The following is a 13,659-nucleotide window of genomic DNA, read 5'->3' on the forward strand; positions in this document are numbered from 1 at the left end:
GGCCGGGGTGGGGGCGGCGGAGTCGGTGGTCATGGCGCGCTCCTTCGTGGGGCTGGGGACAGGGGCCGGGTACCGGGTGCCGGGTGCCGTCGATGAACGCTGTGTAGGGACACTGTCGCACCCGGGTACGACAGTGGGGCCGCGTCCCTCGGCGGTCACCTGATCGAAACCGTGCGGGGGTGTTGCGGGCAGGTCTGTTTGAGCCAGAATCTACGCGCGTTGTGCGATGGATCGGTCGCGCGATGGTCTTGCGATGGATCAAAGGGAGAAGAACATGCCGCTGAATCGAAGGACGTTCCTGGGCAGTTCGGCTGCCGCCGGCGCCGGGGTGGCGCTGGCGGCAGGCGTCACGCCTGCCGAGGCCACGGGCCTCGGCCATGGTCAGGGGCCTGGGCACGGACGTCCGCGGAAGCGGTACTCGTTCACCGTGATGGGGACGACGGATCTGCACGGCAACGTCTTCAACTGGGACTACTTCACGGACAAGGAGTTCGACGACGCCGCCCACAACGACGTCGGGCTCGCGAAGGTCTCCACGCTGGTCGACAAGATCCGCAAGGAGAAGGGCCGGCAGAACACGCTGCTGATCGACGCGGGCGACACGATCCAGGGCACGCAGCTGTCGTACTACTACGCCAAGATCGACCCGATCACCGCCAAGCGCGGACCGGTGCACCCGATGGCGCAGGCCATGAACGCGATCGGCTACGACGCGGCGGCGCTGGGAAACCACGAGTTCAACTACGGCATTCCGGTGCTGCGGAAGTTCGAGGAGCAGTGTCACTTCCCGCTGCTGGGTGCGAACGCGCTGGACGCCAAGACGCTGAAGCCGGCGTTCGCGCCGTATGTGATCAAGAAGGTGCGGACGCCGTTCGGCCGTGATGTGAAGGTCGCCGTCCTGGGGCTGACGAACCCGGGGATCGCGATCTGGGACAAGGCGAATGTCCAGGGGAAGATGACGTTCCCGGGGCTGGAGGAGCAGGCGGCGAAGTGGGTGCCGAAGCTGCGTTCCATGGGCGCCGACGTCGTGATCATTTCGGCGCATTCGGGTTCGGACGGTTCGTCGTCGTACGGCGATCAGCTTCCTCATGTGGAGAACGCGGCGTCGCTGGTGGCCGAGCAGGTGCCGGGCATCGACGCGATCCTGGTCGGGCACGCGCACGTGGAGATCCCCGAGCGCCGGGTGGTCAACAAGAAGACGGGCAAGGACGTAGTGCTGTCCGAGCCGTTGAAGTGGGGCCAGCGGCTGACGCTGTTCGACTTCGATCTGGTGTGGGAGCGGGGGCGCTGGACGGTCGAGAAGGTCGCGTCGAAGGTGCTGAACTCCAACACGGTGGCGGAGGACAAGAAGATCACGAAGCTGCTGGGGGACGAGCACCGCAAGGTGGTGGCGTACGTGAACCAGGTGATCGGTACGTCCACGGTCGCGATGTCCACGGTGGAGGCGCCGTGGAAGGACGAGCCGATCATCGATCTCATCAACCATGTGCAGACGGAGACGGTGAAGGCGGCGTTGGCGGGTGGCGAGTGGGCGGCGCTGCCGGTGCTGTCACAGGCGTCGTGTTTCTCGCGTACGGCGGGGATTCCGGCCGGTGCGGTGACGATCAAGGACGCGGCGGGGCTGTACCCGTTCGAGAACACGCTGGAGGCGCGGCTGGTGACCGGGGCGCAGCTCAAGGCGTACCTGGAGTTCTCCGCGCGGTACTACGTGCAGACGCCCGCGGGTGGCGCGGTGGACACGGCGAAGCTGACGAACGCCGACAACACGCCGGACTACAACTACGACGTGGTGTCGGGTCTGACGTACGAGATCGACATCGCGAAGCCGGCGGGTTCGCGGATCGCGGATCTTCGGTTCGAAGGTGCGGCGCTGGATCCCGCGGCGAAGTTCGTGCTGGCCGTGAACAACTACCGGGCGAGTGGTGGTGGGAACTTCCCGGGGATCGCGGCCGCGCAGCAGCTGTGGGCGAATTCCGATGAGATCCGCAACACGATCATCGGGTGGGTGCGGTCGGCGGGGACGGTGGATCCGTCGACGTTCGCCTCGGTGGACTGGAAGCTGACGCGGGACGGCACGCCGGTGTTCTGAGGGCCGAGGTGACCGGTCCCGGTGCCCCGGGGGGGTACGGGGCCGGTCAGCGGAGTTCGGTGAGGGGGACCAGGCCGTCTCTGGGCGCGGGCACGGAGGCGGTCCTGTCCCATGCGTCGAGTCCGAAGCTGGTGAAGGCGGTGCGCCGGGGCAGGGGGTAGGGCTCGGTGCCGGTGAGGTGGTTGAGGATGCCGGCGCTGCGCCAGGCGGCGAGTCCGAGGTCGGGTGCGCCGACGCCGTGGGTGTGGCGTTCGGCGTTCTGGACGTAGACGGAGCCGGTGACGCTGGGGTCGAGCAGGAGCCGGTGGTGCTGGTCGATGCGGGGGCGGGTGGAGCTGTCTCGGCGCATGTAGGGGTCGAGCCCGGCGAGGATGCGGTCGAGGGGCCGTTCGCGGTAGCCGGTGGCGAGGACGACGGCGTCGGTGGTGAGGCGGGAGCGGGTGGCCTGCCGGGTGTGTTCGAGGTGGATCTCGATCTGGGTGGTGGCGACGCGGCCGGCGGTGCGGACGGAGACGCCGGGGGTGAGCACGGCGTCGGGCCAGCCGCCGTGGAGGGTGCGCCGGTACAGCTCGTCGTGGATGGCGGCGATGGTCTCCGGTCCGATGCCTTTGTGGAGTTGCCATTGGCGGGGGACGAGGTCGTCGCGTACGTGCTCGGGCAGGGCGTGGAAGTAGCGCGTGTAGTCGGGGGTGAAGTGTTCGAGGCCGAGCTTGGAGTACTCCATGGGGGCGAAGGCCTCGGTGCGGGCGAGCCAGTGGATCTTCTCGGCGCCGGCGGGGCGGGCGCGCAGCAGGTCGAGGAAGATCTCGGCGCCGGACTGGCCTGATCCGATGACGGTGATGTGCCGGGCGTCGAGGATGCGGGCGCGGTGCTGGAGATAGTCGGCGGCGTGCACGACGGGGACGGTGGGGGCGTCGGTAAGGGGTTTGAGCGGGTCGGGGATGTAGGGCTCGGTGCCGATGCCGAGGGCGATGTTGCGGGTGTACGCGCGACCGAGGGCCTCGGCTTCTCCGTCCGGGGCGAGTTGGGTGAAGTCGACTTCGAAGAGGTCGCGTTCCGGGTTCCAGCGGACGGCGTCGATCTGGTGGCCGAAGTGGAGTGTGGGGAGCTGTTCGCTGACCCAACGGCAGTAGGCGTCGTATTCGGCGCGCTGGATGTGGAAGCGCTCGGAGAAGTAGAAGGGGAAGAGGCGCTCGCGGGTTTTGAGGTAGTTGAGGAAGGACCAGCGGCTGGCGGGGTCGGCGAGGGTCACCAGGTCGGCGAGGAAGGGGACTTGAAGGGTGGCGCCGTCGATGAGGAGGCCGGGGTGCCAGTGGAAGGCGGGGTTCTGGTCGTAGAAGACGGCGTCGAGCGGGGCTTCGGGGCGGTGGACGCCGTCCGCCAGCGCGGCGAGGGAGAGGTTGAACGGGCCGATGCCGACGCCCACCAGGTCGTGGGGCTGGTCGAGGTCGGTGGGGTGCGCGGTCATCGGCGGATGCTGCCTTCCACGAGTCGGGCGCCCGGGGTACCGGGGTCGGTGGTGGTGCCTATGAGCACAACGAGCCGGACCCGAACGGGGTAATGGGGGTGGGACGGCGTACGGCGTGGGTGGCGAGGCGATGCCGCTTCCGCGCTCCGGCCCTGTCTTCAAAGTAGCGCCGTCCGCCCAAGGGGGAGGCAGGCGGGACTTCGAAGACAGTGCCTGGTGGGGTCGGGGTGGCCGGGGGTGTACGTGTCGTCGGTGTACTCCCCCGGCCCCGCGCGCCTGGTGCGGTGCGGCGCGGTCCGGTGCTGTGCGGTGCGGTCCGGTGCTGTGCGGTGTGGCGCGGTCCGGTGCTGTGCGGTGCGCTTGGCGTCCCGGGTTCGCCATCGCGTCGCCTATCTCCGCACTCCCCCGTTCCGTTCCTGCGGATCAGGATCGCACGCGCAACGCGCGGCTCAGATCGTCCAGTTGGTCGGCGATTTTACGGCGGAGCGCCGGGATCATTTCCGTGCCGTCCAGGTGTTTCCGGCCGAGGCGGAGGGATTCCTCGTCGATGGCGTGGCCGGGGAAGGCATAGCGTCCGGCGGCGTCGGCGATGGCGGGGCCGCGGCGGGCGGCGAGGGCGACGGCGGCCGGGTAGTAGCGGGGGACGTATTCCTTGACGAGGTCGGTCTGCTCGGGCTGCCAGAAGCCCTGGGCGGTGGCGGTGAAGAGGTAGTTGGAGAGGTCGTCGGTGTCGAAGAGGCGGGCCCACGCGCGGGCTTTGGAGTCCGGGTCCGGGAGGGCGGCGTGGCAGCGGGCGGCGCCTTCCTGGCCGGTGGCGCTGGGGTCGCGGTCGCGGTCGGCGTCGATGGCGGCGGGGGTGACGGCGCCGAGGACGGCGAGTCGGACGAGGACGCGCCAGCGCAGCTCGGGGTCGATCACGGGTCCGCCGGGGACGCTGCCGGTATCGAGCCATTCCTGGAGTGTGTCGGGGTCGGTGGACGCGTCGATGAAGTGGCGGACGGCGGTGAGGCGCAGTCCGGGATCGCCGCCGTCCTCGGTGCGGCGGAGCAGGTCGCGGGTGAGATCGGTGAGGGTGGCGAGGGCGGTGGGCCGGTCCTGGAGGGACAGGTAACGGTCGGCGATCTGTCGGGCGGCGAAGGCGAGGACGCCTTGGACGAGCGCGAGGTCGGTTTCGCGGGGAAGGTGGGCGCGGGCCGCGTCGAGGTAGGCGGTGGGGGCGAGTTCGCCGTCACGGACCATGTCGCGGGCGGCGTTCCAGATGACGGCGCGGGTGAGCGGGTGGGGGACGCCGGAGAGGGCGTGCAGGGCGGTGTCCCATGAGGCGCTGTCGAGGCGGATCTTGGCGTAGGTGTGGTCGCCGTCGTTGAGGAGGACGAGGGCGGGCCGGGGGCCGGGGTACGTGGTGGGTGTGGTGGTGCCGGTGCCGGGCAGGTCGAGGTCGACGGGGGCGCGGGCGGTGAGCCGGGTGGGGTCGGCCGGGTCGAGGTCGTAGCCGCCGAGGGTGAGACGGTGGGGGCGGCTGCCGTCGTGCGCGATGTCCAGGGTCCACTGGGTGTCGGTGGTGGTGATGTGCGGGGTGAGGGTGTCGGCTCCGGTGGTGCGCAGCCACTGGGCGGCCCAGGTGTGGACGTCGCGGTCGGTGGCGTGGGCGAGGGAGTCGATGAAGTCGGCGAGGGTGGCGTTGGCGAATTTGTGCCGGGCGAAGTGGGTGTTGATTCCGGCGAGGAAGTCCTTCTCGCCCAGCCAGGCGACGAGTTGGCGCAGTGCGGAGGCGCCCTTGGCGTAGGAGATGCCGTCGAAGTTGAGCAGGGCGGCGGCGGTGTCGGGAACGGCCGCGGGGTCGGGGGCGACGGGGTGGGTGGAGGGGCGCTGGTCGGCTTCGTATCCCCAGGCCTTGCGTCCGATGCCGAAGTCGACCCAGGTGTCGGAGCCCCACTTTCCGGGGGGATTCCCGCCGGTCCCCCGGAGGGTGGCTTCGGTGAGGGTCTGGTAGCCCATGTACTCGGCGAAGGACTCGTTGAGCCAGATGTCGTCCCACCAGGTGAGCGTGACGAGGTCGCCGAACCACATGTGGGCCATCTCGTGGGCGATGACCACGGCCCGGGTCTGGCGTTCGGTGTCGGTGACGGCGGAGCGGTAGACGTATTCGTCGCGGAAGGTGACGAGGCCCGGGTTCTCCATGGCGCCGGCGTTGAATTCGGGGACGAATGCCTGGTCGTAGGAGTCGAAGGGGTAGGGCTCGTCGAATTTCTCGTGATAGCGGTCGTAGCAGGCGCGGGTGACGTCGAGGATTTCTTCCGCGTCGGCGTCGAGGTGGGGGGCGAGGGAGCGGCGGCAGTGGATGCCGAAGGGGATCCCGGCGTGTTCGGTGTACAGGGAGTGCCAGGGTCCGGCGGCGACGGCGACGAGGTAGGTGGAGATGGGTGGGGTCGGGGCAATGGTCCACTGGTGCGCGTTCGCCGGTGCGGTGCCGGTTCCCGTGCCGGTGTCGGTGTCGGTGTCGGTGTCAGCTTCGGGTTCGGCGCCGTTGTCGGTGCGTTCGGCGATTCCGTTGCCGAGGACGGTCCAGCCGGCGGGCGCGGTGACGGTCAGCTCGAAGACCGCTTTGAGGTCCGGCTGGTCGAACGCGGCGAAGACCCGCTGGACGTCCTCCATGAACAGCTGGGTGTAGAGGTAGGTTTCGCCGTCGGCGGGGTCGGTGAAGCGGTGCATGCCCTCGCCGGTGCGGGAATAGCGCATCGCCGCGTCGACGCGCAGCACGTGTTCGCCCGCGCTGAGGCCGCGCAGCGCGAGCCGGTTCCCGTCGAGTCCTGCGGGGTCGAGCGGCTGTCCGTCGAGGGTGACGGAGCGCAGCATGACGGGCTTCAGCTCGACGAAGGTGTCCCCCGCCGTGCGCGCGGTGAAGCGGATGAGGGTGCGGGAGTCGAAGGTGTCCTCACCGGTGGTGAGGTCGAGGGCGACCGCGTAGCGGTGGACGTCCAGGAAGTGGGCTCGGGTCTGCGCTTCGTCGCGCGTCAATACGGACATGGCTTCATGCTGCACGATCCCTCGTGCCGGGCGCATGAGGGATGTTTGCGCTCAGAGCGCACGCATGTCGGGGTCACGGAGTGTGTCGACGCCGTCTCCCTGGGTACGCCGACGTTTTCGGCCCCGGCCCGGTCCCGCCCCAGCCCCACGCGCGTGCGTCACGCGCGTCCGTCACGCGCCGCCGTCGCGTGCCCCGTCCGCGATCGTCTCGTGGTGGCGGATCACCTCGGCGATGATGAAGTTGAGGAGTTTCTCCGCGAAGGCGGGGTCGAGCCGCGCGCTCTCCGCCAGCTCCCGCAGCCGGACGATCTGGCGGGCCTCGCGGGACGGGTCGGCCGGCGGCAACTGGTGCTCGGCCTTGAGGACACCGACCTGCTGGGTGCACTTGAAGCGCTCGGCGAGCATGTGGACGACGGCGGCGTCGATGTTGTCGATGGACGCGCGCAACCGGTTCAGCTCGGCCTGTACGGAGTCGTCCGCGCCCGTGCCGGCGGGGCCGGGGGTGTTCCCGGGGTCGCTGGTGGTCATGGTCCGGCAGCTTACGACCTGGTGCGCGGTAGTGAGCGCGCACCCTACCGCGCACCAGGCCGTCAGGCGGACCGGGAGCGGGCGTCGGTGGTCAGGATGCGGGATCGGGACGCGGGGTGGAGCCGGGGCCGGGCAGCGCGCGGCTCTCCTGCTGTCGGAAACGTACGGGCGCGAGGCCGACCCGGCGGGTGAACAGGCGGGAGAAGTAGGCGGGGTCGTCGTAGCCGACGCGCCGGGCGACCGCGGCGACGGGCAGCTCCGTGGCGGCGAGGAGTTCCTTGGCGCGGCCGAGGCGGATGCCGAGGAGATATTCCTTGGGGGTGCGGCCCGCTGCGGCGCGCACGGCCGTGCGCAGCGCGGCCGGGGTCATGCCATGGCGGGCGGCGTGGTCGGCGACGGTGAGGGGCAGGCAGGCGTCGCGGGCGAGGGCCTGGAGTACGGGGTCGGTCTCCGTCGCCGTACCGGCGCGGGCCCTGCGCAGGGCGACGAGCAGTTCGTGGACGGCGGCGCCGGTCTCGACTTCTAGCAGGGGGTTGCCGCGACGGGCGGCGCGGGCGATGCGGGCGACGACGGCGCGGGCGTCGGCCGGGTCGCGGAGCGGTACGACGGGCCGGTCCGGCTCGATGTAGCCCAGTTCGGTGTAGGGGGCGGTGGCGGGTCCTGTGAAGGCGACGAAGCTCTCGTCCCAGCCGTGGTCGGGGTCGGGGCCGTAGTGGTGGGAGGTACCGGGGGTGAGCCAGAGCAGTGCGGGCGCGGTGACGGCGACGCGCCGTCCGTCGGCGGAGCGGAGCCATCCGTTCCCGCTGCTGATGATCACGGCGACGTGGTGGTCGAGGGTGCGCGGTCCGACCGTGGGCAGCGAGCCGTGCTGGAGGCCGACGCCGAGACAGACCAGTCCGAGCCGGTGGTGGGCGGGGCCGGGGGTGAAGTACCGCATCCACGTGTGCCGCATCCGTCCCTCTCCCTTCCGCCCCGCGGGCCGGTGAGATGTGTCCAACCAGAGGCGATCTTTGTCCATGGACCGCCGGGGTGCCAACGGGAAAGGCTGCCGTGGAGCGTCCGGCCGGAACCGGGCGCCGGACGAGGACCGACGAGAGGGAGTGCGGCGACGATGCCCGAGTTCACCGTGGGAAAAGCGGAGTTTCTGTTGGACGGCCGGCCCGTGCGGCTGCTGTCGGGCGCTCTGCACTACTTCCGGGTCCATGAGAAGCAGTGGGACCACCGGCTCGCGATGCTGCGCGCCATGGGGCTGAACTGTGTGGAGACGTACGTTCCGTGGAATCTGCACGAGCCGGCGCCGGGCCGCCTCCACGAAGTGGAGGCGTTGGGCAGGTTCCTGGACGCGGCGCACGCCGCCGGTCTGTGGGCGATCGTACGGCCGGGCCCGTACATCTGTGCCGAGTGGGAGAACGGCGGGCTGCCGCACTGGCTGACCGGGCCGCTGGGCGCGCGGGCGCGGACCAGTGACCCGGAGTTCCTCGGGCCGGTGGAGCGCTGGTACCGGCGGCTGCTGCCACAGGTGGCGGAGCGTCAGATCGACCGGGGCGGTCCGGTGGTGATGGTGCAGGTCGAGAACGAGTACGGGAGTTACGGCAGCGATCAGGTGTATCTGGCGCGGCTGACAGAGCTGACTCGGGAGTGCGGCATCACGGTGCCGCTGTTCACGTCGGACGGCACCGAGGACTACATGCTGTCCGGCGGCACGGTTCCGGGGCTGCTGGCGACGGTGAACTTCGACTCGGGCGCGCGGGCGGCCTTCGAGACGCTGCGGCGGCACCGGCCGGAGGGGCCGTTGATGTGCATGGAGTTCTGGTGCGGCTGGTTCGAGCACTGGGGCGGCAAGCCCGCCGTGCGGGACGCCGCCGACGCGGCGACGGCGCTGCGGGAGATCCTGGAGTCGGCTCCCGGCGCCTCGGTGAATCTGTACATGGCGCACGGCGGTACGAGCTTCGCGGGCTGGGCGGGTGCCAATCGCGGTGGTGAGCTGTACGAGGGCGCGCTGGAGCCGGATGTGACGTCGTACGACTACGACGCGCCGATCGACGAGGCGGGGCGGCCGACGGAGAAGTTCCGTCTGCTGCGGGAGGTCCTCGCGGAGTACCAGGAGGGTCCGCTGCCCGACGTGCCGCAGCCGCCGCCGGTCCTGGCCGCTCCGGTACGGGCGGAGTTCGCGCGGTGGGCGCCGCTGGCGGAGGTGGTCGAGGCGCTCGGCGGGCCTGAGTACGCCGCGGCGCTGCCGCCGACCTTCGAGGAGCTGGACGTCGATCGTGGTCTGGTGCGCTACCGGGTGGAGATCCCCGGGCCCCGGGCGCCCTTCCCGCTGACGCTGACCGGGCTGCGTGATGTGGCCGAGGTGTACGTGGACGGCGTACGGGTGCGGACGCGCGGCGGCGAGGGTTCCGGCGCGACGCTCACGGTGGTGGAGCCGGTGGCGGGGCCCGCGTCGGTGGAGATCTGGGTGGAGTCGCTGGGCCGGGTCAACTACGGTCCCGGGCTGGGCGAGTCCAAGGGGCTGACCGGCGGAGTGCTGCACGCGCTGCAGTATCTGCACGGGGTGAGGGCGCGGGGGCTGCGGCTGGACGCGTTCGACGACGCCGCGGCGGTGGCCGGGCTGCCCTTCCGGGGGACACCGGAGGCCGGGGGGACACCGGAGGCCGGGAGCGCGGTGGCCGACGGCACGCCCACGCCCGACGGCACGCCCACGCCCGGCGGCGCACCCGCCGCCGACGACGGCAGCCGCGGTCTGTACCGGGCCGCCTTCGATGTACAGGACCCGGGCGACGCCCGGCTCGACCTGCCCGGCTGGACCCGGGGCTTCGTCTGGGTCAACGGCTTCTGCCTGGGCCGCTACTGGCCGTCGGCGGGGCCGCAGGAGTCGCTCTACGTCCCCGGTCCCGTGCTGCGCGCGGGCGCCAACGAGGTGTGGGTCCTGGAGCTGGCGGGCCGGGAGACGGGCGCGGCGGACGTCCCGTACGTACGACTCGCCGGACGGGCCGGGAGCGGCCCGTCCGGCGAGTGACGGTACGGCGGCGCGGCGGCGCGAGCCGAGTCGCGGGCCGCGGTCGCGCTACAGCGTGGCCGCGGCCGAGGCGATCGCCGACGCGAAGGTCGAGACCTTGGTGTAGACGCCGGGGTAGCCGGGCCGGGCGCAGCCGTTGCCCCAGCTCACGATGCCGACCTGGACGTACTCGCCCGCGTTGTCCTTGCGGAACATCGGGCCGCCGGAGTCGCCCTGGCAGGAGTCGGTGCCGCCCGAGGCGTAGCCGGCGCAGATCTCCTCGCTGGTGATGACCTCGCCTCCATAGGAGGCGTTGCAGCTGGCGTCGGAGACGAACGGCACGGACGCCTTGAGCAGGTAGCGCTGCTGCGCGCCGCCCTCGGTGGCGGCGCCCCAGCCGGCGACGGTGAAGGTGCCGGTGTTGTACGTGGTGCTGGTGGCGAGCTTCAGGGTCGCCTGGTTGGTGATCGGCGAGGCGAGCTTGATCAGCGCCCAGTCCTTGCCCGCGCCGTTGTAACCGGGGGCCTGGAGGACCTTGGTGGACTTGACCTTGATGGCGCTGCTGCTCTGGAGGTCCACGACACCGGCGGTGGCGGTGATGCTGGTGTTGTTGCCGGAGCCGCTGACACAGTGCGCGGCGGTCAGGACGACGGTGGGCGAATAGAGCGCGCCACCACAGCCCATGGAGAGCCGGACCATGAAGGGGAATTCGCCCTGGGCCGCGCGGGTGCCGCCGACGATGGGGGCGGGGGCGGCGGAGGCGGAGGTGGGCTGGAGGCTGACGGCGGCGAGGACGACGGCGCCGACGGCGGCGAATCTCTTGATGGCACCCAGAATGCTCAACGGATTGCCTTCCATAAAGATGTGTGGGGGTATGGGGGGTTTCACGCGGAAGGCCCGGTCAACGCGCGTTGCACGGTGCTGACATGGGCCCGACAAGAAAGCGTGATCCGGATTATGCGGAGGAGATCGAGCGCGCCACAAGATCCGTCTTTCGGCCAACACGCATGATTCACAACAAGCCACCGTCCCTTCACCGGAGAGCGGGCCCGCCGCCGCGCGCCCGGCTCCCCCACCGGGGGCCTCGCCGTAGAGTTGACGGGGTGACGGCTCGCCCGGCCGGAAGGGGTACGGACGTGACAGGGGTGCGGACGTGACAGGGGTGCGGACATGACCGAGGTACGGACATGACCGAGGTACGGACGTGACCGAGGTACCGCGGGGCTATCCGCATCTGGCGACCGCGCGCGCCGCGCTGACCCTGCTCTACCGGCGGCTCTCGGCCGACGGGATCCGTGCGTACGCCCCCAGCGTGGCCCCGGTCGACGTCGCCTTCTCCGACCTGGACGACCTCCATCTCGGCACCCAGCGGGTCGCCGAGGCCCTGGTGCGGCAGCTCCGGCTGCCGGAGGCGCGGGTCATCGTGAGTTTCCGGGAGATGACACACGCCGCCCATGTCGAGCTGGCGTCGGGGCCCGAGTACTTCATCGAGCTGAACAACCGCTTCCGCACCCACCGCAGGGACATCGGCGCGGCCCTGGCCCACGAGATCACCCATGTCCTGCTGCACCGGCTGGGCATCGGCTTCCCCGACGTCCACGACAACGAGATCCTCACCGACACGGCCACCACCTATCTCGGCGCCGGATGGCTGCTGCTCGACGCCTACCGCGAACACGGCGGGCAGAGCCAGCGGCTGGGCTATCTCACGCCGGAGGAGTTCGGCTACGTACTGGCCAAGCGCGCGCTCGTGTTCGACGAGGATCCGCGCGTCTGGTTCACCAGTCCGCAGGGCTACACGTCGTATACGAAAGGCAGCGCGCGGGCGCTCGACGACGAGCGGCATCCGCCGCTGATCACCGCGGGGCGGCTGGGCCGGATCCGCTACGCCAAGGCCCGCCGCGACGCCCTCGACCATCCCGGCGCGACGCCCGGCCCCGACTCGCCGTACGCCTTCGAGCAACTGCCGGACGGACCGCGCGTCACCTTCCCCTGCCCGACGTGTTTCCAGCGCATCCGGGTGCCGGTCAAGGGGCGGATCCGCGCGCGCTGCGGGCTGTGCGGAACGGTCCTGGACTGCGACACCTGAGCGGCGCGGAACGCGCGCGACGCCGACGCGCGGGAGAACGCGGCGACCTAAGGCAGGACAGGGAGTGGAACGGCGAGCGGAACGGCGGGCGGAACGGCGAGCGGATCGGCGAGCCGCGGCACGCGGCCCCGGATCCACTGCGGAGGAGCGGAGCGACGCGGAGGGCGCACCCCCACACCCTTGGGACAGAGCGGGAGTCGCGGGGCGTCGGCAGCCCGCTCCCTGTCGTGCGCCAGGTCGTAAGGTCGAAGCATGACGAATGAGCCGACAGTGGGCGTACAGGACCTCTTCGAGGCGGTGTACCAGGGCGCGGACGACGCCGTCGTGGCGCTGCTCAGGGCCGGTGTCCCCGCCGAGGCGACCGACGAGGAGGGCAGGACGGCGCTGTACCTGGCGGCGGTCAGCGACGCGCCGGGACCGGTGCGGCTGCTGCTGACCGCGGGCGCCGACCCCGACCGCCCGAGCGGCCCGGAGGACGGTCCCGCGGGCGGGGATCTGCCGCTGTGCGCGGCGGCCTGCGGCGGACACACCGAGGTGGTACGGGCGTTGCTGGCCGCCGGGGCGGCGCCGGACCGCCGGGAGGCGTTCGAGCTGACCGCGCTGGTCTGGGCGGTCCGTCAGGGGTTCGCCGACACCGCGGAGGCGCTGCTGGAGTACGGCGCGGACCCGCGGCTGGCGGGCCCCGGCGGCGATCCCCCGCTGCTGCTGGCCGCGCGGCGCGGCTCGACCGCGACCGTACGGGTCCTGCTGCGGTACGGCGCGGACGCGGTGGCGCCGGCACTGGCGGAGGCGCGGCGCTGGATGCCGCTCGATGTGGCGCGGGAGCTGCGCGCTTCGCTGCTGCGCGGCTTCGGCGACGGGTACGAGACGATGGTGCGCCGCGTCGACCGGATCGACACGGACGGTTCGGTGACCGTCGTGGTCGAACTGCTGCGGGACGGCGAGCCGGTGGCCGGGCAGGAGCAGCAGACCGGGCACGCGGCCGTGGTGACGATGCTCGAAGCGGAGCTGGGCATCGTCACGCCGTACGAGGAGTTGGCGGCGCGGGCGCTGCGCTGCGGGGATCCGCGCCGGGACGACTGGGTGGAGTCGGTGGCCGCGCTGTGGCGGCGCGGGGACGAGGAAACGTTCCTGGCGGCGACGCGCTGGTGTGCGAGCGACGAAGCGGAGCTGCGGACGTTCGGTGCCGAGGTGCTGGCGCGGCTGGGCTCGGCGGACGGGGCGCAGGGGGAGAGTCCGTTCGCCGGGCGGGCGGTGCCGCTGCTGCGGGAGCTGTCGCGGCAGGCGGTGGAGCCGGAGCTGATCCGGGCGGTGCTGGACGCGTTGGGGCAGCACGGCGATCCGGCGGCGCTGCCTGAGGTGCTGCGCCACACCGGCCATCCGGACGCGGGGGTACGGCGGCGGGTGGCCCTGGCGCTGACGGGTCCGGTGGCGTCGGGCGCCGCCGGGCCGGGGGAGGC

Annotated in this window: 9 protein-coding genes; 4 read left to right on the forward strand and 5 right to left on the reverse strand. The window is 71.5% G+C overall.

The genetic code is table 11. The features are described from left to right. Positions 1 to 274: 274 nt before the first annotated feature. Positions 275 to 2,089: a bifunctional metallophosphatase/5'-nucleotidase gene (locus DVH02_RS25175; RefSeq protein ID WP_114626134.1), complete on the forward strand. Its 1,815-nt coding sequence runs from the start codon at positions 275 to 277 to the stop codon at positions 2,087 to 2,089. Between the two features lie 46 nt (positions 2,090 to 2,135). Here DVH02_RS25175 and DVH02_RS25180 read toward each other — a convergent pair whose 3' ends face one another. From DVH02_RS25180 to DVH02_RS25195, 4 genes are all read right to left on the reverse strand, one after another. Then, a complete protein-coding gene (locus DVH02_RS25180; protein WP_114626135.1) occupies positions 2,136 to 3,557 on the reverse strand; it encodes a lysine N(6)-hydroxylase/L-ornithine N(5)-oxygenase family protein in 1,422 nt (473 codons plus the stop codon). Positions 3,558 to 3,980: 423 nt separating this feature from the next. Further along, entirely contained in the window at positions 3,981 to 6,584 is a 2,604-nt protein-coding gene (gene pepN, locus DVH02_RS25185) for an aminopeptidase N (protein WP_114626136.1), read from the reverse strand. A 171-nt stretch (positions 6,585 to 6,755) separates the two neighbouring features. Beyond that, the gene (locus DVH02_RS25190) at positions 6,756 to 7,112 is read right to left on the reverse strand and encodes a chorismate mutase (RefSeq protein WP_114626137.1); all 357 of its coding nucleotides are present in this window, start codon (positions 7,110 to 7,112) and stop codon (positions 6,756 to 6,758) included. 91 nt (positions 7,113 to 7,203) lie between these two features. Next, on the reverse strand, positions 7,204 to 8,064 hold the full coding sequence (locus DVH02_RS25195; protein WP_114626138.1) for a helix-turn-helix transcriptional regulator: 861 nt from the start codon (positions 8,062 to 8,064) through the stop codon (positions 7,204 to 7,206). 159 nt (positions 8,065 to 8,223) lie between these two features. On the opposite strand from DVH02_RS25195, the gene DVH02_RS25200 reads away from it, so the two are divergent. Then, complete coding sequence (locus DVH02_RS25200) at positions 8,224 to 10,131, forward strand: glycoside hydrolase family 35 protein (protein ID WP_114626139.1); 1,908 nt, start codon at positions 8,224 to 8,226, stop codon at positions 10,129 to 10,131. A 48-nt stretch (positions 10,132 to 10,179) separates the two neighbouring features. Here DVH02_RS25200 and DVH02_RS25205 read toward each other — a convergent pair whose 3' ends face one another. Then, positions 10,180 to 10,968, reverse strand: coding sequence for a S1 family peptidase (locus tag DVH02_RS25205; protein WP_114626140.1), 789 nt, complete (start codon positions 10,966 to 10,968; stop codon positions 10,180 to 10,182). Between the two features lie 346 nt (positions 10,969 to 11,314). Here DVH02_RS25205 and DVH02_RS25210 point away from each other — a divergent pair, with 346 nt between their 5' ends. Continuing rightward, positions 11,315 to 12,199 carry a hypothetical protein gene (locus DVH02_RS25210; protein WP_114626141.1) on the forward strand — a complete coding sequence of 295 codons (885 nt, stop codon included), beginning with the start codon at positions 11,315 to 11,317 and terminating at the stop codon, positions 12,197 to 12,199. A gap of 252 nt (positions 12,200 to 12,451) precedes the next feature. Beyond that, on the forward strand, positions 12,452 to 13,659 hold a 1,208-nt coding region (locus DVH02_RS25215; protein ID WP_114626142.1), incomplete at its 3' end, for an ankyrin repeat domain-containing protein.

This window comes from Streptomyces corynorhini, assembly GCF_003346515.1.
GTDB lineage: Bacteria > Actinomycetota > Actinomycetes > Streptomycetales > Streptomycetaceae > Streptomyces > Streptomyces corynorhini.

Excerpts from the sequence above, each read along its gene's own strand:
- DVH02_RS25175 (WP_114626134.1), top strand. The coding sequence starts at position 275 with ATGCCGCTGAATCGAAGGACGTTCCTGGGCAGTTCGGCTGCCGCCGGC.
- DVH02_RS25180 (WP_114626135.1), bottom strand. The coding sequence starts at position 3,557 with ATGACCGCGCACCCCACCGACCTCGACCAGCCCCACGACCTGGTGGGC.
- pepN (WP_114626136.1), bottom strand. The coding sequence starts at position 6,584 with ATGTCCGTATTGACGCGCGACGAAGCGCAGACCCGAGCCCACTTCCTG.
- DVH02_RS25190 (WP_114626137.1), bottom strand. The coding sequence starts at position 7,112 with ATGACCACCAGCGACCCCGGGAACACCCCCGGCCCCGCCGGCACGGGC.
- DVH02_RS25195 (WP_114626138.1), bottom strand. The coding sequence starts at position 8,064 with ATGCGGCACACGTGGATGCGGTACTTCACCCCCGGCCCCGCCCACCAC.
- DVH02_RS25200 (WP_114626139.1), top strand. The coding sequence starts at position 8,224 with ATGCCCGAGTTCACCGTGGGAAAAGCGGAGTTTCTGTTGGACGGCCGG.
- DVH02_RS25205 (WP_114626140.1), bottom strand. The coding sequence starts at position 10,968 with ATGGAAGGCAATCCGTTGAGCATTCTGGGTGCCATCAAGAGATTCGCC.